The organism is Rhodococcus sp. ARC_M6, assembly GCF_022810305.1.
GTDB lineage: Bacteria > Actinomycetota > Actinomycetes > Mycobacteriales > Mycobacteriaceae > Rhodococcus_F.
Map to the genome: position 1 here is coordinate 1 of NZ_JALGQH010000026.1, position 26,702 is coordinate 26,702.

Genomic DNA, 26,702 nt, shown 5'->3' on the forward strand with positions numbered 1-26,702 from the left:
CACCAGATTGGTGCTCCTTGTTTCTGGAATTTTTCAACTGTCGCAAGTCGAATTATCCCAGGTAAGGGCACCAATCTTTGTTGGTGACACGGGTTTACCGCGTATTACCGTGAAAGCCCGAGGTTAGCGCGCCCGCTGCGGCAGTTGCGCTGCCGGTGCAGCCAACTGCCGGCATTGCGAACATGTTTAGCATCGGTTTGATCGCCGCGCCCGGACAGCCTTATATCGTTGCGACCCCCAACCCGGGAGATACGGTCACCCGGCAGGTGCGGGTAACTAACAACACAGGTGCAGCCCAGGATATTTCCGTGTACGCCGGTCCCGCCACTATGGACGACGGAAAGTTCAACGTGGAAAACGCGGGAGAGACAAACGCGCTCTCCACCTGGACCAGCGTTGACAAGCCCACTGTCTCCCTGGCGAACGGCGCCGCGAAGGACGTGACGGTCACCATCAAGGTTCCGTCCACAGCGCCGTCCGCAGCTTTGTACGGATCGATCTGGGCGGCGATCGGCAATACTCGGGTGGGCGTGCGCATGGACGTGACGGTGGGAGGCACCAACGGACCGGCGGCCAATTTCCTGGTCACCGACCTCATTCCGCAGCGCCAGTCGGATGGCACTGCCGTGATCGCCGCCTCGGTGACCAATACCGGTAACCATTCCGTAGACATGACGGGCACGCTGCATCTGACCGACGGACCGGGCGGCCAGTGGCTTGACGTGGTGCCGGCTCAGCCGACCACCCTCGCCGCGGGGGGCCGCGGAACTGTGGTGTTCGTGATCCCGAACAGTGCAACGCTGCCCAACGGTCCGTGGACGGCAGATACCCGCTTGAAGAATGGGTATTTCACCCATGGCCTCAAAAAGAACATCACGTTTCCGAATGCGGACTCGCCCGCTACAGGATCGCTCGGATCGCTCGGATCCGGGTCGCTGGGGTCGCTGGGATTTGGTTCGTAACTCCGACTTGACGCCGGGCTTTCCCACGACGTCGCGCGATTCGTTTCGTTGTGAAATTAGTAAGTACTAGTTGCCCGCACATGGCCGCTCGGGTCGGCCGTAGGGGCGCGAAGATGAAGATCATGGCGACCCGAGCGCTCCACATCAGGCCTCCGGAGTTCTCCGGAATCGCCTAAGAGAAGAGGAAACATGCGTAAGACTCTCATCGCCGCGGCGGCCATTGCCGCCACCGCCGGCTTGCTGATCCCGGGCGCCGTCGCGAATGCTGCTACTGACAACCAGGTTGTCGACTTCACCGTGACAGCGGCAGCAGGTGGCGGCCTCTCGGTGAGTATCGGCGGACCGGTGAGCACCCTCGCGCTTCAATCGCTGGGTACCACGGCGAAGGGTAGCCTGACCCTGTTCGGTATCGGAGACTCCCGCGGTGGCGCGACTGGTTGGAACGCTTCCCTCGCACTTGAAGACTTCGTCAATGTGTCGAATCCAGCCATGAAGATCCCGGCCACCAATGCGACCTATACGCCGAACAGCGTGCTCGGGCTGATCGGCGGAGGCTCTGCCCCCGTCGTGAGTACTCAGCTCAAGAACACCCCCACGGTTGTCATCACGCGCTCGAACCGTATTCCGGGAGCGTGGCTGGAAGCGGCGACAGTGCCCAATGTGAATGCTCTGTCCGTCGACATTCCGGCGTCCGTCGCACTGGGACAGTACAAGGCCACCCTGACGCTGTCCGCGGTCTAGTTTCAGGACTGTCGTACTTGCCGTCGCAGTAATAGTCAGCGACGGCCAGAATCAACTGTTCGGGGCGCCGATCGTGGCGCCCCGAACAGCTATGGAAGGTGATTTATGCGTGCATTACTCGCTCTGATGGCCGCCGCCGTGCTGATCGTCGGCGCTCCCGCCGTGGCGCTTGCTGACCCAGGTCAGGGCGACGGTAGCGGTGCGTCATCGGGTTCGGTCACGATTTCCCTTCTCGACGTGGCTAGCAGTCTCAAAGACGACCCGCGCGCGAATATCTACATCACCGACAATGTGCCTCCCGGCAAGACGATCACGCATCAAGTTCGTGTCACCAACAACACCGGAGCGCCGGCCTCCCTGGACGTGTACGCCGGGTCTGCCAAGATCGTCGACAGTGCATTCACTCCGGAGAATCGCGGCGTGGATACGGCGTTGACCTCCTGGATTGCCCTCGACAAGTCGGAACTGCAACTCGATGACGGTCAGTCCGAGGACGTCACGGTTGCCATCGCTGTGCCCGCCGATGCTCCGGAGGTGGAACAGTTCGGTGTGATTTGGGCGTCTACCCAGCCGGCGTCCGCACCTGGTGATCAAGTCCAGGTTGTCTCCCGAGTCGGAGTCCGTGTTTACCTGTCTGTTGGTGAAGGGAACGGCCCACCATCAGATTTCACGATCGCCAGTCTCACCCCGCAGCGTGATGCCGACGGCAACGCAACGGTGGTTGCGAACGTCGAAAACACCGGTGGGCGGGCAATCGATGTGTCCGGCACGCTGGACCTCACCGACGGGCCGGGTGGGCTCACGGCAAACACTGTGAGCGCGAAGACGACAACAATCGTGCCCGGTGATGGCGGCGAGGTTGTCTTTGCCTTGCCGAACAGTGCCTCGCTCCCTGCCGGGCCTTGGCAGGGAGTTGTGAAACTCGAGAGCGGCTTCAACAAGCATGATTCATCAGTAGAAATTACGTTCCCGGACAAGGGAATTGGTGATTCCGTCAGCGAATCCAGCTCGATGCCGTGGGGTGCGATCCTTGGCGTCATTGCGGCACTTGTCCTGGTTGTCGCCGCCGCATTCTTCGTGATCCGTCGCCGCCGCACCGCAGCTCATGCTGCTCACAGCGACAGTTCGCAAGGGGCAGAGCTGCCGTGATGCATTCCCACTCCGCACGCCGTTCCGTTTCACTATTGGTTGGTCTCGCCGCCGCTGGGGCACTGGTACTTGCCAGTGCCCCAGCGGCGGTGGCCGAGCCAACGGCGTCGACCACCACCGCGACATCCACTCCGATCGAATCGGAATCGGAAACGACAACCCCCAGCGCAACATCGGCGACAACAACGCCGAAGGCCACCCGCACTCGCGTGCCGACACCCGATTCCGATGAGCCCACAACGAGCGCCGACGAAGACCCCACGGCCACCGTGTCACCGACCACGAGCGCGACACCAGTCCAAGGCGTCGACAAGCATGAGGTCACCGGCGGACTCACAGTGTCGACGGGTCCGCTGGTGTTGAATGCGGTACCGAAGCCGGGCGGTGTCGTGAGCGGACAGATGACGGTCCAGGTGGAGGACACGCGGCCCCTGTCCACAGGGTGGAATGTCGATGTCAAGACCACGGACGCGCATGGCAGCGGCGGTGGCAGTTTTACGCCCGGCCCAGATTCCTACTATCGCGCGTCCGACACCGCATGCAGTTCCTCGAGTGGAACAATGCCGCTGACAGTGCAGGCCACGACCGTGGCGACGTCCACACAGAGCTGCCCCGATGCACGCTGGACATCGGACGTGGGGGTCGCAATTCCCGCCGATGTGGCACCGGACAACTACTCCATGACCATCACACACTCGGTGTACTGACCGGATTTCCCGGCGATGTCAGGCGGTTCGCCAGAAATCGGGCCGTGTGCCGTCGATATCGGTGAAACCGTATTCGACGCCTAGTTCGCCGGAACTGGCCGAGCACTGGTTCCACCGGGCGCGTTCCGGATCTGCGGCGAGGGCTGCAACCGCTCGACCCACAAACCGAGGGGATTCCGACCGCGCAAAATCTGGGGGAGCTGTGGGTCCTTCGCGCTCTGGATCGAGTGCATTTCGCCAATTCGATTCTGCGACACCGAAGTTGTCGAGCATCATCTCCGACCTCAACCATCCGGGTGTGAGAGCTACTGCGGTACCACCGAATGGTGCGAGTTCGTGACCCTGCGAGTACGCGAGTCGGTTCACCGACACTTTTGCCAAGTCGTAGAACACGGATATTCGATAGTTTGACGCGTTGTATTCGGTAGTGCCGTCGGTCATTTCGACCACCAGGCCGCCTGGTCGGTCGATCATCAGAGGCAAGAGATGGTGCGACGTGATGATGTGGGTGTCCAGGGCCAGGCGCAGGATCTGAAATCCTCGGTCCAGATCGTGCTCCCAGACCGGTGTGTTCCACTCGTCGGGCCCGCCCTTGAGTAGTTCTGCACCCCAGATGTCATTGACGAGAATGTCGATGTGGCCGAAATCGGCGCGTAATCGTTCCGCCAGGTGCGACACCTGAGCGCTCTTGAGGTGATCGACGGCAATCGGGATTCCGACGCCGCCCAACTCGTTGACCAGCGTCGCAGTCTCTTCGATGGTTTCGCTACGTGGATAGTCGGACTGAAGTATGCCCGTGGAACTACTCCGGCCGGTACAGATGACTGTTGCGCCCGCTTCCCCCAAGGCTGCGGCAATTCCGCGGCCCGCGCCTCGGGTTGCTCCGGCTACAACTGCTACGCGCCCGCGCAGGGCATCTGCATTCAGTGACCACGTCATCGGTTGATTCTTCTCGCAGTAGCCGATTCGTTTCAAGGCCTCGTGCGGTTCGAGGAACCGAAAGGGCCGACGGCGCGTCAAAGTTTATGACTACTGAAAGAACGTGGACCGGGGGGAACATGAATCGTTGTGTGGGGCACAGTGCCCACTGGAGAAATGGTGTCTCGTCGATGAGTTCGGTTGTGTCGCGGCGAAACTCGGGGAGACTAGCGGCATTTCGATCAGCTGAAATCTGCCGCGCCGCGGACGTTCCGCCGATCCGGGAGTCGCCCGAGGACGACTCCCAGTCGGTGTGAATCGAAGATCAGGACAACTGCGATGAAGCGTCCGAATCGAGGAACCAGCGAGTGGCTACCAAACCGGTGGCACCGGCGCAGGGCCAGTCCACCGCTGCGGCGCCGCCGACAGCGGCTGCAACAGCCTCGGCTTTTGCTGCGCCCGAGACCAGCAGCCACACCTCTTTTGCGCGCTGAACAGCGGGCAAGGTCAGGGTGACGCGAACCGGCGGGGGCTTGGGGGAGTCTGTGACCGCGACAACAAATCGAGATTGTTCGCGAACGGCATCGGTATCGGGAAACAGTGAGTTGATGTGCCCTTCGCCGCCCATGCCAAGGAGATGGACATCGAACGTCGGAACCTGATTTCCGTGTGCCTGCGCACCCAGCAATTGCTCGTATGCCGTTGCTGCGCCCTGCGGATCGCCCTCGTAGATACCATCTGATGCTGGCATTGGATGAACACGTTCCGGATCGACCGGAACGTGATCGAGGAGAGCTTCCCGGGCCTGAACTTCATTGCGCTCAGGATCGCCGGCGGGAAGGAAACGCTCGTCGCCCCAGTACAGGTCGATCTGCGCCCAGTCGATGTCGCCGGGAGCTTTGCGCAACTTCTCGAGCAATGCGATGCCGGTACCGCCGCCGGTCAGGACGATGGAAGCGAAGCCTCGAGCCTTCTGGGCGTCGACGATCGTTGCCACCAGACGCGCTGCAGCTGCATCGACGAGCTGTCCTGCGTCCGAAAACTTCTCGACGACAACATCACTCATAGGTAACCTTCTCCAAACCGGCCAAAGCCTCTTCGTAGATTTCGTCGGGATCGAGTCGGCGCAATTCCTCGGCCAGGCAATCGCGGGTTTCGCGGCGACCCAACGAGACGAGTGCATCCGGCTGACCTGTGCGGATCAGGGTCGCCGTCGTGCCTTCCTGAGGCCTGCTGATCGAGATGCTTCGTGTTTCGAGCTTCATCTCGACACACAGTTCGCCCGTGCGGCGGTACACCGGACCGTCGATCTTGGCAGCCAACCAGCCGGCCAAGATATCGAGTGCCGGTTCGGTTTTCAGGCCGGATACCACTGCCGAGACGATCTTCTCGTGCGGCGGTTGATCGAGTGCCGACGCCAGAAGTGCACGCCAGTACGTCACGCGACTCCACGCCAGGTCGGTATCACCCGCGGTGTACGACGCGAGTCGAGCCTTGATGGTGGCGGTGGGATCGGGTGCGCCGGTGGCGTCGGTGATACGACGGATCGCAAGCTTGCCCACCGGATCCTTGGCGGGAATCTCGGGAGCCTCGAGAGGCCACCACGCGACGACCGGTGTGTCGGGGAGCAGGAATGGGATGACAACGCTGCTCTCGTGATCCGCGAGCGGACCGTAGAGACGCAACACCACAACTTCCGAGGCACCGGCGTCGCCGCCGACGCGAATCTGCGCGTCGAGACGGGGTTCACTCTGCTCGTCGCCGCGCAGGAGCACGATGACGCGGCACGGGTGCTCGCGGCTTGCTTCGTTGGCGGCTTCGATCGCTTCTTCGGCGTTGCCGGTGTCACGGGTGCAGACGACAAGCGTCAACACACGACCCAACGTGACCGCGCCGCCGGTCTTACGCAGCTCGACCAGTTTTTTGCTGACCTGAACCGTTGTGGTGGACGGCAAATCGAGAATCACTAGGGTCGTCTCCATTCGCGTCCGGTGCGGTTCATCATCTCGTCGGCTGAGGGTGGTCCCCACGTGCCGGCCTCGTAGGGTTCCGGCTTACCGCCGGCGGCCCAATGTTCGAGGACGGGATCGAGGATCTCCCAAGACAATTCGACTTCGGCGTTCACCGGGAACAGTGACGGCTCACCGAGCAGAACATCGAGGATGAGTCGCTCGTACGCCTCCGGAGAGGACTCGGTGAAGGCCTGGCCGTAGGAGAAGTCCATGTTGACGTCGCGGACTTCCATGCTCGATCCCGGAACCTTGGAACCGAACCGCATGGTGACGCCCTCGTCAGGCTGCACGCGGATGACCAGTGCGTTCTGACCGAGATCCTCGGTCATGGTCTTGTCGAACGGCAGGTGCGGCGCACGCTTGAATACCACCGCGATCTCCGTGACACGACGCCCCAAACGCTTACCGGTGCGCAGGTAGAACGGAACACCGGCCCAACGGCGGGTATCCACTTCGAGGGTGATGGCCGCAAACGTCTCCGTGGTGGAATCGGCTGCGAATCCGTCCTCCTCGAGGAGTCCGATGACGGGCAGACCGCCCTGCCAGCCGCCCGCGTACTGACCGCGGGCCGTGGTCTCGTCGAGTGGCTCGGCGAGACGGGTGGCGGAAAGAACCTTAATCTTTTCGGCCTGCAGGTTGAGCGGCTCGAAACTGATCGGCTCTTCCATTGCGGTGAACGCCAACAGTTGAAGCAGATGGTTCTGGATGACGTCGCGAGCAGCGCCGATGCCGTCGTAGTAACCCGCGCGGCCGCCGAGACCGATGTCCTCGGCCATGGTGATCTGCACGTGGTCGACGTAGTGCGCGTTCCAGATCGGATCGAACAATTGGTTTGCGAAACGCAGAGCCAGGATGTTCTGAACGGTTTCCTTACCGAGGTAGTGGTCGATACGGAAGACCGTGTCCTCGGGGAACACTTTGTTCACGACTGCGTTCAGTTCACGAGCACTCTCGAGATCGTGACCGAACGGCTTCTCGATGACGACGCGTCGCCACTGACCCTCTTCGGCCTGGGCGAGCCCGGATGCCGACAACTGCTCGAGAACCTGTGGGAAGTCGTCCGGGGGAATCGCCAGGTAGAAGCCGTGATTGCCGCCGATGCCACGCTCGGAATCGAGCGTCGCCAACGTGTTGGTCAGGTTCGTGAAACCTTCGGCGTCGTCGAAGTTGCCCTTGACGAAACGGATGCCGTCGGCCAGGCGTTCCCACACACTTTGACGGAACTTGGTGCGGGCACCGTCCTTGACTGCGTCCAGCACTACCTGGGCGAAGTCTTCGTCAGTCCAGTCACGCCGGGCGAACCCGACCAGAGCGAATCCGGGCGGCAGCAGTCCTCTGTTGGCAAGGTCGTAAATTGCCGGCATCAGCTTGCGTCTGGCCAAGTCGCCGGTGACCCCGAAAATCACCAGGGCGCAAGGCCCGGCGATATGCGGAAGACGTTTGTCCGTGCTGTCTCTGAGGGGATTGACCCAATCTGCTGCCGCCGCGGAATCGCTCACCGGCTCAGCTCTTCTGGGTTGCTACGCGGAGCTGCTCGGCCGTGGCCTCGAGCAGTTCGTTCCAGGACACCTCGAACTTGTCGACGCCCTCGGTCTCGAGAACGTTGAACACGTCCGTGAGATCGATGCCGACGGCCACAAGCTGATCGAAGATCGCCTGAGAAGCTGCAGCCGTGCCGGAGATGGTGTCGCCCGTGACGTCGCCGTGGTCGGCGAGCGCGTCGAGCGTCTTCTCCGGCATGGTGTTGACCGTGTTGGGTGCAACCAGTTCCGTGACGTAGAGCGTGTCCGGGTAGGCGGTGTTCTTGACGCCGGTGGACGCCCACAGGGGACGCTGCGCCTTGGCACCGTCAGCAAGGAGAGCGTGGAATCGCGGCGCGACCTCGAAAACCTGCTGGTACGCGTTGTACGCCAGACGGGCATTGGCCAGAGCGGCCTTGCCACGAAGCTCGAGAGCGTCCGGCGTGCCGATGGCATTCAGGCGGTTGTCGATCTCGGAATCCACGCGGGAGACGAAGAACGATGCGACAGACTCGATGGACGAGATGTCGCGGCCGGCAGCCTTGGCTGTTTCCAGACCGTCGAGGTATGCGCCCATGACGGCTTCGTAACGCTCGACCGAGAAGATCAAGGTGACGTTGACGCTGATGCCCTCGCCGATCACCTTGGCGATGGCGGGAATGCCGGCCAGCGTCGCGGGAATCTTGATGAGAACGTTCGGACGGTCCACGATCTTGTGCAGTTCGATTGCCTGCGCAACAGTCGCATCGGTGTCGTGTGCCAGACGAGGATCTACCTCGATGGACACACGGCCGTCAACGCCGTTGGAGGCCTCGAACTGCGGTGTCAGGATGTCGCACGCTGCGCGGACGTCGTCAGTGGTGACTGCCGTAATGGTGGCGTCGACATCGGCGCCGCTCTGGGCGAGTTCACGAACCTGAGCGTCGTAATCCGAGCCCTTGGAGAGAGCGGCCTGGAAGATCGACGGGTTGGTGGTGACACCCACGATCGACTTGGTGTCGATGAGGTTCTGCAGGTTTCCGGACTGGATTCGATCTCGCGATAGATCGTCCAGCCAGATGGAAACGCCTGCAGCGGTAAGCTTTTCGGTGTTCACGTTCTGTGTCATCGAGATCATCCCTTCACAGCTGCGAGGGAGCGCTGTGCGGCTTCGACAGTCGCGTCGGCGGTGATGCCGAACTCCCGGTACAAGGTCTTGTAATCGGCAGAAGCGCCGTAATGCTCGATCGAGACGGCCTGGCCGGCGTCGCCGAGAATGCGCCACCACGGCATCGCGATGCCGGCTTCGACAGACACGCGTGCGCGGACAGCGGGCGGAATGACCTCGTCGCGGTACGCCTGATCCTGCTCGAGGAACCAATCGAGGCAAGGAACAGAAACGACGCGAGTGGCGACGCCCTGAGCTTCGAGGGTCTCACGAGCCTCGGTAGCGAGGTGCAGCTCGGAACCGGTGGCCAGCAAGATGACCTCGGGTGCACCGTTGGCGGCATCGGCCAGCACGTACGCGCCGCGCTTGACGCCGGCGGCTGCCTTCTCCCGGGTGCCTTCGAGAACGGGGACGTCCTGGCGGGTGAGTGCTAGAGCCGTAGGACCGGTCTTGTGCTCGAGAGCTGCCTGCCAGGCGAACGAAGTCTCGTTGGCGTCACCCGGACGCACCACGGACAGGTTCGGGATAGCGCGCAGAGCAGCGAGGTGCTCGATCGGCTGATGCGTCGGGCCGTCTTCGCCCAGGCCGATGGAGTCGTGGGTCCAGACGTACGTGACCGGCGTCTTCATCAATGCAGCCAGGCGAACGGCCGGACGCATGTAATCGGAGAACACCATGAATGTTCCGCCGTACGGGCGGGTCGGGCCGTGGAGTGCGATGCCGTTGAGGATCGAGCCCATCGCATGCTCACGGATACCGAAGTGGAGCGTGCGGCCGTAAGGCTTCGCGTTCCAGTCATTGGTGGAGATGGAGTACGGGCCGAACGAATCGGCGCCCTTGATGGTGGTGTTGTTGCTGCCCGCGAGGTCAGCGGAACCGCCCCATAGCTCAGGCAGGATCGGGCCCAGCGCGTTGAGCGCAGATCCGGAAGCCTTACGGGTGGCAACACCCTTGGCGTCGGGCTCGTACGTCGGGAGAGCGTCAGCCCAGCCCGCCGGGAACTCGCCGGCGTGGAGACGATCGAAGAGTGCCTTGGCCTCGGACTCACGCGCTGCCCAGGCGTCGAACTCGACCTGCCAGCTCTTGTGTGCGTCGGCGCCGCGCGCGACAACCTCACGGGCATGAGCCAGAGCGTCGGCGTCGACGTCGAACGACTTGGACGGATCGAAGCCGAGAGCTTCCTTGACTGCCGCAACTTCCTCAGCACCCAGAGCAGAACCGTGAACGTCACCGGTGTTCATCTTCTTCGGTGCCGGGAAACCGATGATGGTGCGCAGCAAAATGATCGACGGACGATCGACGACGGACTTGGCCGCAGCAACTGCGTCGAGAATGCCGGAGACGTTCTCGCCGCCCTCGACACGCTGAACGTGCCAGCCGTATGCCTCGTAGCGCTTGCCGACATCTTCGCCGAGAGCGATGGCGGTGTCGTGCTCGATGGAAATCTTGTTGTCGTCGTAGAAGACGATCAGGTTGCCCAGTTCCTGGACACCCGCCAGCGACGACGCTTCAGACGTGACACCTTCTTCGATGTCACCGTCCGATGCGATCACGTAGATGTGATGGTCGAAAGGCGAGGCGCCGACCGGGGTCTCCGGATCGAACAGTCCACGCTCGCGGCGTGAAGCCATCGCCATGCCCACAGCGGACGCGAGGCCCTGGCCCAGCGGACCCGTCGTCATCTCGACGCCGACGGTGTGACCGAACTCCGGGTGGCCCGGAGTGAGGGCGCCCCACGTACGGAGAGCTTCGAGGTCTGCCAGTTCGAGGCCGTAGCCCGACAGGTAGAGCTGCGTGTACAGCGTCAGAGACGAGTGGCCGCACGAGAGGATGAAGCGGTCGCGCCCGACCCACTCTGCATCCGACGGGTCGTGGCGCATGACGCGCTGAAACAGGGTGTAAGCCAACGGCGCCAAGCTCATTGCGGTTCCGGGATGGCCGTTGCCGACCTTCTGAACCGCGTCAGCGGCGAGCACGCGGGCGGTATCGACAGCCTTGGTGTCCAGGTCGGTCCAGTCCGAAGGATGGACTGGTTGCGTGAGGACGTGGATCTCGTCTGTGATCGACACTGGCAGATGTCTCCTGACATTGTGTACGTGGATTGCGAGGGGTGGGGTGTCCCTCCACTGCGTCACCTAGCCTAATGGTCGCAGCTGTCCGGGTCGATTCGGTTCCACGAAGGCTGCGGTCTACCATCGTGCGTAGTAGAAAATTAGATAGTCCATCAGAAGTGTCAGCAGTGTGTCGTGAAGAGATAGTGCGGTAACGCGTGGTGCAAGGAGAGAACGTGCGGACAGGGCAGCAGCCGAGCGGACATGGCTTCGGCAGCCCCGGAGCAGCCCCGCGGGCGACCAATCAGAACTCGGTTCTAGGTCGTGCATTGGGCAAGGTTCTGGCGTACATCGCGCTTACGAAGCCGCGAGTCATCGAATTGCTGTTGGTAGCAACAATTCCGGCGATGCTCATGGCAGACCGCGGAAATGTCGACCTCTGGCTGGTGCTGAGCACCCTGTTCGGTGGATGGATGGGCGCCGCAAGTGCCAACTCCCTCAACTGCGTCGTCGACGCAGACATCGACAAGGTGATGAAGCGCACCGCCAAGCGTCCGCTGGCACGAGAAGCCGTCCCGACGCGCAATGCGCTGATCTTCGGCCTGGTTCTCGGACTGGCGTCGTTCCTGTGGCTGTGGTGGCGCGCGAACCTGCTGGCGGCCGTGCTTATCGTCATCACCATCGCGTTCTATGTGCTGATCTACACCATGGTGCTCAAGCGTCGTACCTGGCAGAACGTCATTTGGGGTGGCGCTGCGGGTTGTATGCCCGTCATGGTCGGTTGGGCCGCTGTCACCGGTTCGATCAGCTGGGAACCCATTGTTCTGTTCCTGATCATCTTCTTCTGGACGCCGCCGCACACCTGGGCCCTCGCTATGCGCTACAAAGAGGACTACAAGGCTGCCGGCGTTCCCATGCTCCCCGTCATCGCGACCGAAGAGCACGTCACCAAGCAGATCCTGTTCTACAGCTGGGCCATGGTTATCACCAGCTTCCTCTTGGTTCCCGCTGCCGGCCTGGTTTACGCCATCGTTGCTCTGCTGGCCGGTGCCTGGTTCCTGCTCATGGGGCACCAGTTGTACCGCAGCGTTCGCGGCGGCGCCGAGGTCAAGCCGTTGAAGCTGTTCCTGCAGTCCAACAACTACTTGTCCGTGCTGTTCGTCGGCCTGGCCATCGACTCGGTACTCGGGCTGCAGACGATCGGCAGCATGTTCAGCTGAATTTGCTGTGCGCCTCAATTGACCGCCCGCGGTTAATAAAGGCGCACAGCACACATGGCTAAGGGATCAGCACGATCGATCCCGTAGTCGCTCTGCTTTCCAGATCACGATGCGCCTGCGCGGCTTCGGCCAGCGGATACTCTGCGCCGACGCGAATACTCAAAGTTCCCGCTGCAATGGCGTCGAACACCTCACCGGCTCGCCATAGCATTTCTTCGCGAGTCCGGATGTAATGAGCCAATGTCGGACGCGTCAGGAACAGTGATCCCGACGCATTGAGCCGTTGCGAATCGAGCGGCGGAACAGCGCCACTGGCAGCGCCGAATAGCGCTACTGTTCCTCGAATTCGCACTGACGCCAGGCTGGCATCGAACGTTGTGGCGCCCACTCCGTCGTAGGCCACGGCCACACCCTCGCCATCCGTGAGTTCACGAACGCGGGCTGCGATGTCGTCGTCGTACCGCAGAACTTCCGACGCCCCGGCATCGCGTGAGAGTTGTTCTTTTGCATCCGAAGACACCGTCGTGATGACCCGTGCGCCGAGGGCTACTGCCATCTGCGTCAGGATCAGACCCACTCCGCCGGCACCGGCATGAACGAGGATGGTGTCGCCTGCCTGGATCGGGTACGTCGACTTCGCGAGGTAGTGCGCAGTCATCCCTTGCAAGAGTGCCGACGCGGCAACCGGGGCCGGAACACCATCCGGAACTTTGACTGCGACAGCGGACGAAACAACCACCTTTTCGGCGTAACTTCCGGTGGCCGCCGCCCACGCAACCCTGTCGCCGACGGAGAATTCGGTCACATCTGTGCCGATTGCTTCGACTACGCCGGAGCCCTCGTCGCCCGGAATGTAGGGGAGATTCCTCGGATACATGCCCATCCGGAAATAGGTGTCGATGAAATTGATGCCGATTGCTTCGGTGCGAACGAGCAGATCGATTGCACCGGGCGTGGGGTCGGGTTGTTCGGACACGGTGAGAACGTCTGGTCTGCCGGTTTCGGAAACGTAGATGGCTTGCATCTTTTCTGTTCTACACCGGTTGGGTCGATGCCTCGTGTTGCGACTCTTCTACTGCCCAGTATTGTCGAGCTATGAGCACCGATACCGAGAAGTCGGACGCCACACCGTCCGCTGCTGCGCCGGAACTTCCGAAGTCCACGGTCAAGGCAATCACCAAGTTTGTCGCTGAGCACGGTGGCTCCGCCAGCGCCGTCCTTCAGCCTGTCGGCCTTGCCGGCGTTCGCATCACGCTCGTGGGTGCCGACGGCAGCCTGGGCGACCAGGTAGTCGAGGACCTTGCCACGGCAAACGCCGTCGTCGCGTCGTTCGACACTGTCACTGTTGCCGAGTGGGAGCGTGAACTCACCAGCATCGTCACTCCGGTGGACGGTCATTTCAAGAAGATGGCCGGATGGGTCGCCAACCAGACCCGCTTCCCGAAGGCGCGCAACGAATCCTGAAAACAGAAGTGGGGCGGTCAGAAACACCTTGTCGGTGTTCTGACCGCCCCTCTCGTCTCGGTAGGTATCAGGCCGGTACAGCCGCGGGTTCGTACTGCCTCGTCTTGCCCGCTGCCCAGACAGCTGCTGTTGCAGCCGTGCACAATCCGGCGCCCGCAACGTGGAAGATGACCAGGATCGCCGGGACATCGGTGAAGTACTGAACAAGACCGATCAAACCCTGCGCAACGATCAGAACCAGTAGAACCTGCAGACGTTTCTTCACTGCACTGGACGCACCGACGGCGTAGACGCCGAACGCCAAACCAACCGAGAGTGCGAGGTAGGCGACCAACATCTGTGCGTGTAGATGGACGAGGGTGACGATCTCGATCTGGAGTCGCGGCACAATCCGGTCCAGGTTCTTGTCTCCCGCGTGGGGACCAGCGCCCGTCACGAGGGTGCCGGCCACCAACACGCCGGCCAGGGCGACACCGGACAGTGCGGCGAGCCAGCGCAGCGGCTTCGGCATGACGATCAAGGTTGTTGCGTCGTCGGGTTCCGCGATCTTGGCGTACATGACGGTGGCAATCCAGACCATCAGCATCGATGCGACCAGGTGAATGGCAACCGTCCACCAGAGCAGCCCCGTCAGGACGGTGATGCCACCCATGATTGCCTGCAGAACCGTGCCGAGTGGGATCATCCACGCATACACAAGAACCTCACGGCGACGACGCGCACGAGTCACAGCCAGCACGATTGCGGCAGCAACGATGACTACGACAAACGTGAGCAGGCGGTTGCCGAACTCGACGATTTGGTGAACAACCGCAACCTCGCCGTGGCCGACCGGAACAAAGCTGCCCGGGAAGCATTGCGGCCAGGTGGGGCAGCCCAATCCGGATGCTGTCACGCGCACAACCGCACCGGTGACAGCGATGCCGCCTTGGGTCAAGATCACGATGAACGCGATGATCTTCTGCGTCTTCAGCGAGGGGAGAGGTAGTCGATCCACCAAGCTCAAAAATCCGGAATATGCACGATTCACCACGCCACGATGGTAGTTGGCCATCAACTACAGCGTGTCGTTGGGGCCGCTCGCTTCGCGTACGGCGTGGAAGTGATCGCCAGTGCACGCAACCCGTCGCGCGATGGCTGGACCGACCCTCGCAGGCCGAGTTGCGTGCAACCGCGCCCAGTAGTCGATTGACCTCGTCATCGATAGTTTTGACGTCGCGTGCAGAACGCCGGCATGGCGTGCCCGCTCGTCCAGCTGTCAGCGGTTCCCGATCACGTCGTCGACAACTCTTGTCATGTTCTCTCCGAAGGCCTTCCGTGAGAATCGTTCGGCCCACGAACGGATCTTTCTCGAATCGAAGTCGCTCGGGTCGAAGTTCTCCATTGCTTCGGCGAGACCGCTGACCACTTTGCTGTCGTCGCCAGGAGAGACGAGTACGCCGGTCTCGCCTGGGATGACAGTGTCGAGCGCACCCCCTTCGCCCAAAGCGATCACGGGGGTCCCGGTTGCCATCGCCTCGACCGGAACGATGCCGAAGTCTTCGACACCGGGCATCACCAAGGCGCGTGCACGCCGGTAAAGGTCCAGGAGTTCATCGTGGGGGACTCGCCCGACGAAGAGAGTGTCCTCGGCAGCCAACTCCCGGCAGACGTCCATCCATCGACCATCGCCTACGACGACGAGTCGCTTACCGGCCTGCCGCGCAGCCCGTATCGCAAGGTCTGGTCGTTTGTAAGGCACCAAGCGACCGGCGAGCAGAAAGAAGTCTGCCCGATCGATTGAAAAATCAGGTGTGAAACCTTCGGTATCCACGGGTGGATGCACCACTATCGCTTCCCGGCCCCACCAGCGGTGAATTCTGTCCGCGACTTCGGTCGAGTTTGCGACGATCTGGTCGAGCCGACTTACAGCTTTCAACTCGCCCCGGCGCGCTACCCTCGCCAGTCCTGCCAGTACGGCCGCGCCGACTGCGCCGCCTGCCTCCTGTGCTCGAAAAGCGGGATCCCACGCCCAGCGAGCCGGGCTGTGAACATACGCGATAACCGGAGCGTCGGTGGCGAAGGCGGCTTGCGTGGCGAATGCGTGGTGGCTGACTACGACCGCTTCTACGTTCCCCAGTTTCATCCCGCGAAAGGCCCTGGGCAGCAGAGGCATCAGAGGAGCGTAAGACGACCTCCCCAGCAATCGGTAGGCACCGTCGGCCCACGTCGTCAGCGGCGGCGATGACAGCCCCGCCGGTATGCCGGCCTGTCGCGCAAGCGGCACGTGGACGGCGGCATTCGGCCACGTCAAGGACAGTTGTTCCACTACGTGTTCGGAACCTGCGATCTCCGTGAATCTCTCGTGCACTATCGCTACTCTGGGTTCGTTCATATCTTCTTCGACCGTCCGCGAAATGTGGCTATTATCGAGCGTTCGCCAATTTTATCCGGCGAGCCGGTAAATTGAGCATTGTGGATACTCACCTAAGGTCGCCCCTCGCTGTCAAGAATGTGAGTGGAAATTGCCGATGATCCGGCAATTTCGGTACGTTCATGCCGAAGGTACCATTTAGAATTCGAGGTTTACATTTGGCCGGAGCACCATTGTTTTCATCGAATTGACGGACCTGCGAGAATGCATTTATGCATACCACCCGTGCTGATCAGGCGAGTCACGACGACGCGTCGGTTGATCTGTTGTTCGATGCCCGGCATATTCGTCAGAGCGGCATCGGAACTTACATCAGGACCCAAATCCCGGTTCTCGAACGGGTTCTCAATGATCACCGTTTCAGTCTGGCGATACTCGCCGACCGGAATGCGATACCCGACGTCAGCGCCGAAACCCGCGTCATCTTCTCGGAACCCGCCGATGCCCGGATGTACTCAATGCAGGAACAACGTGCCTGGAAGCGTGCACTGTCTCTCACACGACCACGGGCATTATGGGTTCCGCACTACCCATTTCCTTTGGCGCTTTTGTCTCCTCGGCGTCGCAACCTCCAATTCTTCGTCACGGTGCACGACACTCTCCATATCGAAGACAACAAGCTGAGCGATCAGAATCGCGCCAAGAACGCGTACGCACGAACCATGCTGCAACTCAGCGCACGGCGAGCCAGAACGGTATTCACTCCGTCCCAAGCCACTGCCCGTTCCATGACTGCGGTTGCCCCTTCCGCCGAAGTGCTGGTGACTCCCATTCCAGTCGACGACGTGTGGTTTTCCGAACCGGTCACGGCGTTGTCCCCGATTTCGGGCCCCTACCTTCTGTATGTGGGAAACATCAAGCGGCACAAGAACTTGCCGCTGCTTCTCGACGCGTTCGCAGCGATTTCGAGTTCCGTCCCACACACGCTCGTGATAGCCGGCGGCGACGAGTCGCTCAGGACGCTCGACGATCGTGTCAACCGACTCGTGGACAGCCTCGGTGACCGCGTGCAGCTCACGGGCCGCCTTCCCTTCGACCAGTTGCGCGCCCTAGTTGCACAAGCGGATCTGCTGATCATGCCGTCGCTGTACGAAGGCGCTGGCCTCCCGCCTCTGGAGGCAATGGCATCGCACACTGCTGTGCTGTCGTCGAACATCCCTGTCTTGGTGGAAACGTGTGGTGATGGCGCAGAGTATTTCGACCCCCATGATTCAGGTGCACTGGCGGTGCTCATGAAGAAGTATTGCGGCGATGAACAAGCCAGGGCAGCATTGAGTGATCGTGGGAGCTCGCATGTCCAGCGACGCCAGTCTGAGATCTCGTCAACCGCAACTGCAGAGTCGATCTGTTCTGCACTCAGGAGCGCATCCCTTGACTGACAACGTACCTGCGCTACCGCGTCGCAGCTTCCTCACCATGCTCCCGGCAGCATTGGCGCTCACCGCCTGCGCGGTTCCTTTGCAGGAATCCACGCGCGACGTCCGCTTGCTCAGCGACGTCGGCGAAGTCCTCGACGTCCGCGATTTCGGTGCAGTGGGAGATGGGATACATGATGATTCCGTTGCCATCGGCAACGCCGTCTCCGAGTTGGAATCCGGAGGCGTCCTACGTTTTCCGTTGGGTATCTACCGCTTCGCTCAGCGTCACCCGACAGGCGATGCTGCGATTTCGATAGTGGGTATCTCAGACGTATCCATCGACTTCGACGCCGGTGCCGAGCTACTGATGGACAACCTGGACGCCGATGGTGCCGGTACGAGCCATGGCATCGTGCTGCGCGGTCCGTTGGAGCGCATATCTCTGCGCAATGTCACGGTGCGATGGGCAACTCAGCCGGCCTTGCGGTCGATGGGCGACGGTATCCGTGTTGTGGGGTACCCATCGGAAACGTCGACGGTGGCCGCTGGTTGGAGCGGCTCGCAAGGTCCAGCTGCTGGGGTGATGTTGCTCAATTGCCGAGTGGAGTCGAGCCCGCAGGCAGGCGTGATCATGATGGGCGTTTCCGACGTCACCGTCGACGGCCTGCACGTCGCGAAGACCATGGCCGACGGACTCCATTTCAACGCGTGTCGACGCGGAACCATCGCACGCTTCTCAGCACGGAATACCGGCGACGACGCTCTGGCGCTCGTGACCTATTATTCCGCGGCCGCCGGGTACGACAACGCTTCCGAGACTTTCTCTTTCCCCGCTTTGGGTGAGTGGTCGAACACCGACTTCGACGTGACCGACGTCCAGGTGTCGGGCGGCGCCGCAAACGGAGTGCGTCTTGCCGGACTGAACAGGTCGACGCTAGCTGGAGTAGCGGTCAATGGAGTGTCGAACGGCGCAGGTGTCATGGTCGACTCGGCATCGCCCAACTCGGGAGCTGGATGGCATTATGTGGCATCTCGCGGAGTGCTCCTGAATGGGCTAACGGCCACGGACTCGCGGACCGGACTGCACGTGCTCGCAAGACCGAACGGGTCGACCGGCGATACTTTCAGTCGGTTCGACCTCGATGTAATGGGGGTGTCCGTAAGTGACAGTCTCAGTTGGTCCGTTCTCGTGGAATCCATTGCGAACCCTCCGGTTGCTGGTGTTCGGCTGGGGGATTGCACAGTGACTGACACCGAAATAGCTCAAGGCGTCGGAGCTGTCGGGCTGCAGCGGACCCAGGATGTCTCACTGGGAACCGTCTCCGTCACGAGCGCTAAGTCTGGGCTCGCGTTTTCGGCAGACAACTCGGAACAGTTCGCGGTCGATCAGCTCAGCGTGCAAGTGACGGGTCCACAGCTCGGTTCGGAAGATGGACCATTCGCCGTGATTCAGGGCTCGTCCGGCACAGTGGTTGCTGCGGATTTGGTGTGGCTGCAAGCGCCCTCGTCGTGGCTACCTATTCTGATCTTCAGCGACAGCTGTGTTGATGGCTCTCCGGGGAACGCAGAGGTGAACGTAGGCACCGTGACCACCGAACCGCCGAAGGCAGAGCCGATTTACGTAGCTTGCCGATGACGAACTCGATGCCGAGCAGCGTTCTGTCAGACGTGTGTTCTGACGGAGCTGGCCTCGCGTGCTAGTAGGGGAGTAGCTGACAAGCGTGAGCGGAGCTTGCGCGCACTGCGTACCAGCGGCCTCGGAAAGTCATTGAGCACAACGCCGCAGATTCGTACATCGGCCAACGACAAACGCTCGATGGCAGCACCCAGTTCGGCGTACCTTGTGTGGTCGGATCGCGCCACCAGCAGGACACCGTCGGCCCAGCGTCCCAGCACAAGCGCGTCAGATCGGTCAGCCAACGCTGCGGTGTCGACGATGACATAGTTTGCGCGAGCAGCAAGTTCCGCGAGTCCGGTGCGCATCCGACTGCTCCCGAGTAGCTCGGACTGGCCGGCGACAGCGTGTCCGCCTGGAATGAGTGAGAGCTTCGGATGCCAACTCGCAGAGATGTATTGGTCGATTTCGCCATCGCCCAGTAGGTAATCGGTCAGTCCGGCCGGTGTACGGCCTTCCTTGTCGACACCATGGCGTCCGGAACGTGCATTCGCATCCCCGCTCACGGCAGCATCGACGAATATGACGTCGTTGCCGATCTCGGCGAGCGCGACTGCCAGGTTCACCGCGACCGCTGTCTTGCCGTCACCGCCGACTGCGCTCGACACGATGATGGTTCGGCATTCGGCTCGGCCGGGTTCGTGGTCGGCGATCAAGGTGCGAAGCCGACGGAACGCCTCGGCGGCAGGACTGTCTCGCGGGAAATCGACGACACCGGTTTCCAATGCCTTGTCGGCAGGAATGCCGGTCAGTACGGGCCCTGACAGAAATTTGCCGAGCGCAGCGGCACCCTGAACTTTTCGGCTTACCTGGGTTCGCAGGTAGGCATAGAGCAGCCCCACCAAGAGCCCTGCGATCACACCGAGTGCGATGTTGCGTACATACATCGGTCCGCCCTCAGCATCACCGGCCACAGCAGGGCTGATTACCGCCAACCGCACTGGGTCGGCGATTGCCACGTCGGACTCGTCGGGCGCAGGTATGGTGCCGTCCAGAGCTGCGACGGTGCCGGGAAGTGCCTGCGCCAGAGCGTTGGCGAGCTCCGCTGACGTATCGGCGTCGTCCGCACGCACAGTCACCGTCAGGATTGCGCTTCCGACAGTTGCGCTGGCTGTAGTCATCTTGCGCACGTCGGAGGTCGACATCTCCAATCCGGTGTTTCCAAGCGCGGTTTCGATGAGGAGGTCAGAGCTCAGCAACTTCGTGTATGCCTCAGTACGTTGACGACTTGTGCCATCGGTGTCCCCGAAATGAGGTGTCTGGTAAATCATCGCTGACGACTCATAGCTTGGCGACTGCACACTGGTCAGGATCACTCCGAGGAAACCTCCGACCAGTGCACCGGCGAGCAAAACCATCCATCGATTACGGATTGCGGCAACCGCTGAACGGAGCCATTCGTTGCCCACAGTGCCCGGCCGATATGCGGTATCGGCGAAGTTGTTGGTCAATTGATTTCACATTTCCTCTCGAAACTATGTTCTCCAGTTTTCCGGGGGAACTGCCCTCGCGCCGCAACGAACATGCAGACAAGCGTCAGGAGGACAAGGAAAACGGTAATTCCTTGGGTCAGTAGCTGAATACGCCAAACCTCGGCAAAGCAGTAAGCGACGACTCCCGCCGATCCGGCGACCACTGGACCGTATGTCTGGAACCGGCCGTAAACGTAGCCGGCAAGCGGAAACAAGAGGAGCGTGTATAGCCAACCCCAAGCTCCGAAATCTGCGTACATGTCAGCGAACGCAGAGTTGGTCGTGAAATTTGGTGCAAATGACACCGAAAACTCATAGGAGTCGGCGCCAAGTGACTCCTTGGCTCTGACCTCGTGCGCCGGGACCAGGAAGGTGGGGAGGGCGGCCGCCGCGGAGGTGACGACGCCCCCTGGCCTGTCGAAGGTTCCGCGCATGACTGCGTCCGACACTCCCATTGACACCTGAGCCGGCACGGCGAGGTAGGCGCCCGATTGATAAAGGTTCATCGCGATGGGGTTCGAGACGCCCGCGTCGCGGTAGTAGTTGCCGTTCCGGACGTAGTTGAGCGCCGTGAGCAGCGTGAACATGATCGCGATCGCGGTGATTATCTGCCAGGGACGTACCGATTTGCGGTCCGGACTCTCCGTTTGGCGGGGTACCACCGCTTGTATGACCACGTACACCACGACGGCCATCAGCAGCGACAGGCGAGATGCGACCATCGAGTTCGCCACCAGGAGGAAGCCAGCGAACAGCATGAATCCGAGGTGGAGCACCTTTTTTCGCCAGAGGTAAATGCTGATGGGCGCCGCCAGGATGGTCGCGTACCGAAGCGTCGCTATTCCGGCGGAGTCGGGGAGCGCCTCGGTGAACGCATTCCCGGTCTGGGTAGTCAGGGCGTCGACGATGGATGTCGCGGAGGTGATTCGGTAATACGCATACCCAACGCCGACAGTGGCGACAGCGAGGATGAGGAAAAAGTAACGTCGCTCGAATTTCGTGCTGGTGGTTCGCTCGATGACTTCGGGTGTCGGCGTCGTTCCAAGTCCCAATCGCCAACCGATGGTTGCCAGTACGACCACAGCGATGTACCAGACCGCAAGCAACGTCACGCCTGCAACTGTGAAAGGTGCGGGTTGAAGGAATCCGCGTAGATCCAGCCATGAGCCGGCCGGGCACCCCCCGGCCGAACACCAACCGATCAAGGAGGCCCAGGCAGTAAACGACCCCAAAACCGGCAACAGAATAATGACGGCCGGTGCGAGCCACCGTGTCGGCGTGCTGTTGTGTGGCGAATCTTCGCCGGCCACTTTCGGCACGAAATCAGAATGCATGTTTGTCTTGGTGCGTCATTGCGCAACCATTCTGCGGCGGGCTGTACTGAGTTTGCGATCGGTACTGAGACTTTGCTCGGCGCAGAACGACCTCGAATCATTCATCGCCGAGTTCCCTCCGTCATAAAAGTGGCTCGATCTCAGCGAGCACGGCAGCCGATCCGTCGCATACACTACTACAGGTGTCACCAGGAATTGTCTTGAGCAAATTGGATGCCCACTCGAGAAATATTGGGTTGGTGCGTCACGAAGTAGCCATTTCCATTTGTTCCGGAAAATTGGCTCTGCCTATCGTGCCTGCCGAGGCAGGGGAGTGCTGACGCGGGTTCGGTCAGTGGTAAACGTGAAGAGCGTTGAGCCATTGGTACAGATTGTCGCGGGATTGGCGCTCAATGCATTCCCGGCAATTTTTATCGCAGTGTTCGCGCGAGTGGCGCCCATCGAGCAACAGGGGCGTCTTGCTGTTTCGCTGGCGATCGGAACCTATGTGGCGCAACTGCTTTCAGCGTTCGTCGTAGAGTCCCGCCTGGCCACTCCAGAAGCTGATCACAAGATATCGATGCCCTGGTGGATTGCTTTGCTGAGCACAGTATCCGGGACCCTTCTCATCGTGAGTCCGACGGTTCCGCCAACTCCCGTCACGCTGATCGGAGTTTTGGGACTCTCGTCGGGCTTGTTGATGGCCCGAACTATCGGGGTGGTGCGGGGCAGATGGAAGCTGGAATCGGTGGCAGCGTCAATCCTCATGGTGGGCTGCTTGAGTGCTTTGGTCCTTGCCGTTCACGACAACTCCAATTGCGTCAGGGTTTTGGCGGCGGGTGCTCTATTGGCCATTCTCATCAGATGTTGGCCGTTGCCCGCCCACCGCGACCTGGGTTTTCCACCTGACTTGACCAAAGCTGCGTGGGTTACCGGAGAAACCGCGACTGTCGGGATGGTGCAGCCGGCATTGTCGACTTTCATCCTTGCAGTTCTCGGACCGTCAGCTGCTGTTGGCTTCCGAGTTGTCTCCACCATTTCGGGGATTCTCGAACCGATCCTCGCCTACGGCCGAGTCCGTCAACTCGCCCACGGGCACAAGGGAGAAGTAGCTCAAGTCGCGATGCTCCTGGTGGCCGGTACGATGGCAATTTTTATCGGCGCCTACCTGGGTATATGGAGTTTGATTTTCGGTCCGGCCTGGAACAGTTCACTGTATGTCGCTCTGGCAATCGCATGCGTGTGGAAGTTGTGCTTGCTCGTGACAACCATCCCCTTTGCAGCCCTGCGCCGGGCAGGGCGAACAAAGACGGTTTTCTGGCTGCGGGCGGCGAACACCGCTCTTTACGTGGTGTTCGGACTGACCTTCTTGTTCAGTTTCAACTCCAGCGCGGCGGTATTTCTCTCGTTTGTCATCACCGAAGTGCTCATGTTCGTTCCGTATCACTTGGTAGCAACGAGGTCGGCGCCGGAATACAACTCGGTCTTCGTCAGCGGAAAGCTAGCTCGACCCGCGTCCGAGAAGGCTTGACGGCTGCACTCCCGTCATTCCGCTCGTTTGAAGACTGCCAGCACGGTCAGCATCAAGATCTTGACATCCAGCCACAGGGACCAGTTCTCGATGTAATAGTTGTCCCATTCGGCGCGGTCGGCAATGGATGTCTGTCCGCGCAAGCCGTTGACCTGAGCCCAACCCGTGACGCCGGCCTTGACGCGGTGTCGCTCGCCGTAGCGCCGGATCTGCGCCTCGAAAAGGGCTACGAACTCGGGGCGTTCGGGCCGGGGACCGACCAGACTCATTTCGCCCCGCAGGACGTTGAGTAGTTGTGGGAGTTCGTCCATCGATGTCGATCGCATGAGTTTACCGATCCGGGTTCGTCGATCAGTTCCCTCGACGCCGCCCGGCGCGCTACCGATTTTCGGAACAAACGTCACGTCGTCTGGATCGGGTAGCCGCATTGAACGGAATTTAAGGCAGCCGAAGACCTGACCGTTACGCCCCACACGATCTTGAGCGAAGAAGATCGGTCCGGGTGAACTCCAGCGCACCAACAGCATGAGTGTGAGGAAGAGCGGGGAGATCGTGAGAAGGATGCAGCCGGCGACGACTCTGTCGCTGATGTGCTTGGCCCGGAACTGCCAGCCGCGGGGATTGGTGTGAGGCACTGACAGCAAGGGCATACCGCCGATGTGGTCGATGAAGCTCTTCGAACCGATCACCTCATACATGCGAGGCACAACCCACACCCGGAGTCCATGCCGGTGGGCGACGCGGACTGCTCTAGCCAGTAGCTCCCCGTGAACTGTTGTAAATGCGATGACGAGACGCTCGGCCTGGGTCTTCGCGATAGCGTTTTCCAGTTGGTCGACTGCGCCCAGGTAGGGAACCTGATCGGACTTTGTCTTTTGGTCGCCGAGTGCGGGGGTTTCGTCCGACAACACCCCGACGGGGTTCATGCCGTGTTCAGGAGCCGCGAGCATACGAGCGATCACGTGCTGGGTGATCTGTCCGGATCCGATGATCAACGTGGGGGACACGAGATGAGAGTGTCGTTGCAGGCGCCGTTGGACCACCATACGAACCAGGCGGCCGAACGGGATGAGGATGCTCGCGCACACCCACAGTTTCGTGACGGCGGCACCGGGACGATCGGTAATCCCCACAAGGGCCAGGGTGGACAGCAGAAGCATGGCCGCGATCGAACCAGAGGAGAGGACCCCGAAGGCCTCGTCGAGGAATCGGCGGTTGAGTGATCGACGATACAACGAGCGCGCGCCAATGACGATCACGAAAATAGGCACAAAGAGCGCGAGCCACCACAGGGGTGGATGCGGTGTACTTGACGTGGTCGCCCACCACCCTGCGAGTGCCACCGCAACCGACGCGGACAGCACGTCTATGGAAACAGTGATGACGGTGCTCAGTGGATCAGTGCGAATGAGTTGCTCGAATGTTTTTCGAGAATCCGAAGGCGTGGATGGGGGGCCGCCGGGGGTGGTCGAAAGATCGACCTCCAACAATTGTGGCAATTTCCCACTCCATTCACGACACTTAAACAATTGTGTGCACTCACAATTAATCACACTCATATGGGCGCAACAACATGGACCATAACAACCGCGCATGCTCGAGCGCGATGTGCTGTCTCAGTCGCCGAACAAAAGGAGTTCGGCGGCGGGTTTTTACTGGTCGAAGATTACGTTTTGGACGACGTCGGCAAGGTCGGTCATGATCTGAATCTCACCGCTCGACCAATGACGCGGTTTGGTGTCCCAGGCGCATAGCGTCCCCACCGGGTGACCTGCGTCGTCGACGATCGGGATACCGATGTAGGCCCCCACCACGCCGCTTTGGGCGGCCGAATGATCCCGGAGTACCGGATGGTCGACAATATCGTCGATTATGAGGGGGGATCCAGTCACCACCGTGTATACACAAAGTGAGTCGGGGAGGGCATGAGTCCGTTGTTTCCCGTGGTCGCCGGAGCGGGACGCGATCCCCGCAGTGACCTGCTCGACGGTGATCATGTTCAGGGCGGCGTTCGGAATCCCGACCGCTTCGATGGTCAATCCGACTACCTGATCGACATCGGGATGGGGTCCAGGCTCGATTAGTCCGGTGGCGTAAACCGCGCGTAACCGTGCACTGTCGTTGATCACCGACCACACGGGGGACTGCCCCTGGCTGACGGTCGCACGCAACCCTTCCAGAATTGCGACTAGAGCGGGATCCTGAGACGTCCCGGTCATCGCAGCAAGGTGCTCACGAGATGTGGTGCCGGTTGGCGCTGGGGTATCCGCGGTCGGCTTTTCGGGTTCGTCTGCGCTGTCACCATTTGAATTGTCAGGACTCGTTGCGTCGGTGGGGCTCGGTGGTTTCATTGCTCTTCTCTCGTGAATCGGTAGCAACTATATTTACCACCATGATTGGTCCGCTGGCACCGTATTACGAACGCCCATGCCTTTATCAAACTATTTCGTGTATCGCCGCGGGACTGAAATAGATGGGCAAACCCTCGGCATCAGAAATGGAAGTTGCGACACAACCGTTCTCGACCGAAGAGCCCGACTCCGTGAGTCACTGTAATGCCCCGCTCATCGTCCCGAGAAGGCGACGCCTGACTCAGTGTTGCCAAATCTGGACGATCGCCCATGCTCCCGCCGAAACCGGAATCTGGCGGCAATCCGCTACCAATGGGAAACTGATTCAGGAATTTTGTTGACGTGGGAGTCATTGCGCGTCGGGGCGGATAGCTGCAAGTTCCCTAGATCGGACTGATCGCACACGGCTAGTGAGCCGACACCGCAGGCGTCTGCCACTTTCAGTTAGCGCGAACGCGCTCGATCACCGAGACAGCGCCCTAGAAGTATTCAACTGTCGCGGTGCTGCGCGCCGACGTCAGCAAGGTGTCGTGAACGATGTTCGCCGGCATCTTCGTCGAACGGGCTTGCGTGCCGTCCGTCGAATCGTTCATCGAGAAGGAGCAGTCGCCGAGTGCAGTGGCGTCGACGGCTCCGTCGCATTTGATAGTGCGACCGCCAACAGCATCGGTGCGCCGACCGCGCAAACGATTCGGGCT

General features: G+C 61.0%; 23 protein-coding genes. 9 read left to right on the top strand and 14 right to left on the bottom strand.

What is annotated here, in order from left to right; translation table 11 throughout:
* The first annotated feature begins 182 nt into the window (after positions 1 to 182).
* The 4 genes from MTX36_RS22125 to MTX36_RS22140 all read left to right on the top strand — a co-directional run bounded on the left by MTX36_RS22125 (position 183) and on the right by MTX36_RS22140 (position 3,559).
* Positions 183 to 962 (top strand): DUF916 domain-containing protein, encoded by a 780-nt coding sequence (locus MTX36_RS22125; protein WP_243621803.1) that lies wholly within the window; start codon positions 183 to 185, stop codon positions 960 to 962.
* Positions 963 to 1,151: 189 nt separating this feature from the next.
* Positions 1,152 to 1,703 carry a hypothetical protein gene (locus MTX36_RS22130; RefSeq protein ID WP_243621804.1) on the top strand — a complete coding sequence of 184 codons (552 nt, stop codon included), beginning with the start codon at positions 1,152 to 1,154 and terminating at the stop codon, positions 1,701 to 1,703.
* A 105-nt stretch (positions 1,704 to 1,808) separates the two neighbouring features.
* Positions 1,809 to 2,852: a DUF916 domain-containing protein gene (locus MTX36_RS22135; protein WP_243621805.1), complete on the top strand. Its 1,044-nt coding sequence runs from the start codon at positions 1,809 to 1,811 to the stop codon at positions 2,850 to 2,852.
* Positions 2,849 to 3,559, top strand: a complete 711-nt coding sequence (locus MTX36_RS22140; protein ID WP_243621806.1) for a hypothetical protein — start codon at positions 2,849 to 2,851, stop codon at positions 3,557 to 3,559. Before MTX36_RS22135 ends, MTX36_RS22140 begins: the two co-directional genes overlap by 4 nt.
* Before the next feature lie 18 nt (positions 3,560 to 3,577).
* Here the strand turns inward: MTX36_RS22140 and MTX36_RS22145 are convergent, their stop codons facing one another.
* From MTX36_RS22145 to tkt, 6 genes are all read right to left on the bottom strand, one after another.
* The gene (locus MTX36_RS22145; RefSeq protein WP_243621807.1) at positions 3,578 to 4,498 is read right to left on the bottom strand and encodes an SDR family oxidoreductase; all 921 of its coding nucleotides are present in this window, start codon (positions 4,496 to 4,498) and stop codon (positions 3,578 to 3,580) included.
* Positions 4,499 to 4,802: 304 nt separating this feature from the next.
* On the bottom strand, positions 4,803 to 5,543 hold the full coding sequence (gene pgl, locus MTX36_RS22150; protein WP_243621808.1) for a 6-phosphogluconolactonase: 741 nt from the start codon (positions 5,541 to 5,543) through the stop codon (positions 4,803 to 4,805).
* Positions 5,536 to 6,444 carry a glucose-6-phosphate dehydrogenase assembly protein OpcA gene (gene opcA / locus MTX36_RS22155; protein ID WP_243621809.1) on the bottom strand — a complete coding sequence of 303 codons (909 nt, stop codon included), beginning with the start codon at positions 6,442 to 6,444 and terminating at the stop codon, positions 5,536 to 5,538. The genes pgl and opcA overlap by 8 nt, the downstream gene beginning before the upstream one ends.
* The gene (gene zwf, locus MTX36_RS22160) at positions 6,444 to 7,988 is read right to left on the bottom strand and encodes a glucose-6-phosphate dehydrogenase (protein WP_243621810.1); all 1,545 of its coding nucleotides are present in this window, start codon (positions 7,986 to 7,988) and stop codon (positions 6,444 to 6,446) included. Before zwf ends, opcA begins: the two co-directional genes overlap by 1 nt.
* A gap of 4 nt (positions 7,989 to 7,992) precedes the next feature.
* Entirely contained in the window at positions 7,993 to 9,117 is a 1,125-nt protein-coding gene (gene tal, locus MTX36_RS22165; RefSeq protein ID WP_243621811.1) for a transaldolase, read from the bottom strand.
* 5 nt (positions 9,118 to 9,122) lie between these two features.
* Positions 9,123 to 11,225: a transketolase gene (tkt, locus tag MTX36_RS22170; protein WP_243621812.1), complete on the bottom strand. Its 2,103-nt coding sequence runs from the start codon at positions 11,223 to 11,225 to the stop codon at positions 9,123 to 9,125.
* A 218-nt stretch (positions 11,226 to 11,443) separates the two neighbouring features.
* On the opposite strand from tkt, the gene MTX36_RS22175 reads away from it, so the two are divergent.
* A complete protein-coding gene (locus tag MTX36_RS22175; RefSeq protein WP_243621813.1) occupies positions 11,444 to 12,427 on the top strand; it encodes a heme o synthase in 984 nt (327 codons plus the stop codon).
* A 58-nt stretch (positions 12,428 to 12,485) separates the two neighbouring features.
* On the opposite strand, the gene MTX36_RS22180 is transcribed toward MTX36_RS22175, so the two are convergent.
* On the bottom strand, positions 12,486 to 13,451 hold the full coding sequence (locus MTX36_RS22180; RefSeq protein WP_243621814.1) for a quinone oxidoreductase: 966 nt from the start codon (positions 13,449 to 13,451) through the stop codon (positions 12,486 to 12,488).
* 71 nt (positions 13,452 to 13,522) lie between these two features.
* On the opposite strand from MTX36_RS22180, the gene MTX36_RS22185 reads away from it, so the two are divergent.
* A complete protein-coding gene (locus tag MTX36_RS22185) occupies positions 13,523 to 13,891 on the top strand; it encodes a hypothetical protein (protein WP_243621815.1) in 369 nt (122 codons plus the stop codon).
* A 67-nt stretch (positions 13,892 to 13,958) separates the two neighbouring features.
* On the opposite strand, the gene MTX36_RS22190 is transcribed toward MTX36_RS22185, so the two are convergent.
* Positions 13,959 to 14,945: a heme A synthase gene (locus MTX36_RS22190; protein WP_243621816.1), complete on the bottom strand. Its 987-nt coding sequence runs from the start codon at positions 14,943 to 14,945 to the stop codon at positions 13,959 to 13,961.
* 204 nt (positions 14,946 to 15,149) lie between these two features.
* Positions 15,150 to 16,265 carry a glycosyltransferase gene (locus MTX36_RS22195; RefSeq protein WP_243621817.1) on the bottom strand — a complete coding sequence of 372 codons (1,116 nt, stop codon included), beginning with the start codon at positions 16,263 to 16,265 and terminating at the stop codon, positions 15,150 to 15,152.
* 251 nt (positions 16,266 to 16,516) lie between these two features.
* Here MTX36_RS22195 and MTX36_RS22200 point away from each other — a divergent pair, with 251 nt between their 5' ends.
* Positions 16,517 to 17,683 carry a glycosyltransferase family 1 protein gene (locus MTX36_RS22200; RefSeq protein ID WP_243621818.1) on the top strand — a complete coding sequence of 389 codons (1,167 nt, stop codon included), beginning with the start codon at positions 16,517 to 16,519 and terminating at the stop codon, positions 17,681 to 17,683.
* The gene (locus MTX36_RS22205; RefSeq protein WP_243621819.1) at positions 17,676 to 19,298 is read left to right on the top strand and encodes a glycosyl hydrolase family 28-related protein; all 1,623 of its coding nucleotides are present in this window, start codon (positions 17,676 to 17,678) and stop codon (positions 19,296 to 19,298) included. The genes MTX36_RS22200 and MTX36_RS22205 overlap by 8 nt, the downstream gene beginning before the upstream one ends.
* 26 nt (positions 19,299 to 19,324) lie before the next feature.
* On the opposite strand, the gene MTX36_RS22210 is transcribed toward MTX36_RS22205, so the two are convergent.
* Positions 19,325 to 20,788, bottom strand: coding sequence for a polysaccharide biosynthesis tyrosine autokinase (locus MTX36_RS22210; RefSeq protein ID WP_243621820.1), 1,464 nt, complete (start codon positions 20,786 to 20,788; stop codon positions 19,325 to 19,327).
* Complete coding sequence (locus tag MTX36_RS22215; protein ID WP_243621821.1) at positions 20,785 to 21,921, bottom strand: hypothetical protein; 1,137 nt, start codon at positions 21,919 to 21,921, stop codon at positions 20,785 to 20,787. The genes MTX36_RS22210 and MTX36_RS22215 overlap by 4 nt, the downstream gene beginning before the upstream one ends.
* 565 nt (positions 21,922 to 22,486) lie before the next feature.
* Here MTX36_RS22215 and MTX36_RS22220 point away from each other — a divergent pair.
* The gene (locus MTX36_RS22220; protein ID WP_243621822.1) at positions 22,487 to 23,653 is read left to right on the top strand and encodes a hypothetical protein; all 1,167 of its coding nucleotides are present in this window, start codon (positions 22,487 to 22,489) and stop codon (positions 23,651 to 23,653) included.
* Positions 23,654 to 23,667: 14 nt separating this feature from the next.
* Here MTX36_RS22220 and MTX36_RS22225 read toward each other — a convergent pair whose 3' ends face one another.
* The 3 genes from MTX36_RS22225 to MTX36_RS22235 form a co-directional block, all read right to left on the bottom strand.
* The gene (locus MTX36_RS22225) at positions 23,668 to 25,152 is read right to left on the bottom strand and encodes a sugar transferase (protein ID WP_374230517.1); all 1,485 of its coding nucleotides are present in this window, start codon (positions 25,150 to 25,152) and stop codon (positions 23,668 to 23,670) included.
* Positions 25,153 to 25,305: 153 nt separating this feature from the next.
* Positions 25,306 to 26,004, bottom strand: coding sequence for a GAF domain-containing protein (locus MTX36_RS22230; protein WP_243621824.1), 699 nt, complete (start codon positions 26,002 to 26,004; stop codon positions 25,306 to 25,308).
* A 479-nt stretch (positions 26,005 to 26,483) separates the two neighbouring features.
* Positions 26,484 to 26,690 carry a hypothetical protein gene (locus MTX36_RS22235; protein WP_243621825.1) on the bottom strand — a complete coding sequence of 69 codons (207 nt, stop codon included), beginning with the start codon at positions 26,688 to 26,690 and terminating at the stop codon, positions 26,484 to 26,486.
* Positions 26,691 to 26,702 lie beyond the last annotated feature (12 nt).

Bases quoted from the DNA above. Each gene is read 5' to 3' on its own strand.
- MTX36_RS22125 (WP_243621803.1), top strand. From the start codon at position 183: ATGTTTAGCATCGGTTTGATCGCCGCGCCCGGACAGCCTTATATCGTT.
- MTX36_RS22130 (WP_243621804.1), top strand. From the start codon at position 1,152: ATGCGTAAGACTCTCATCGCCGCGGCGGCCATTGCCGCCACCGCCGGC.
- MTX36_RS22135 (WP_243621805.1), top strand. From the start codon at position 1,809: ATGCGTGCATTACTCGCTCTGATGGCCGCCGCCGTGCTGATCGTCGGC.
- MTX36_RS22145 (WP_243621807.1), bottom strand. From the start codon at position 4,498: ATGACGTGGTCACTGAATGCAGATGCCCTGCGCGGGCGCGTAGCAGTT.
- pgl (WP_243621808.1), bottom strand. From the start codon at position 5,543: ATGAGTGATGTTGTCGTCGAGAAGTTTTCGGACGCAGGACAGCTCGTC.
- tal (WP_243621811.1), bottom strand. From the start codon at position 9,117: ATGACACAGAACGTGAACACCGAAAAGCTTACCGCTGCAGGCGTTTCC.
- MTX36_RS22180 (WP_243621814.1), bottom strand. From the start codon at position 13,451: ATGCAAGCCATCTACGTTTCCGAAACCGGCAGACCAGACGTTCTCACC.
- MTX36_RS22185 (WP_243621815.1), top strand. From the start codon at position 13,523: ATGAGCACCGATACCGAGAAGTCGGACGCCACACCGTCCGCTGCTGCG.
- MTX36_RS22190 (WP_243621816.1), bottom strand. From the start codon at position 14,945: ATGGCCAACTACCATCGTGGCGTGGTGAATCGTGCATATTCCGGATTT.
- MTX36_RS22195 (WP_243621817.1), bottom strand. From the start codon at position 16,265: ATGAACGAACCCAGAGTAGCGATAGTGCACGAGAGATTCACGGAGATC.
- MTX36_RS22200 (WP_243621818.1), top strand. From the start codon at position 16,517: ATGCATACCACCCGTGCTGATCAGGCGAGTCACGACGACGCGTCGGTT.
- MTX36_RS22230 (WP_243621824.1), bottom strand. From the start codon at position 26,004: ATGAAACCACCGAGCCCCACCGACGCAACGAGTCCTGACAATTCAAAT.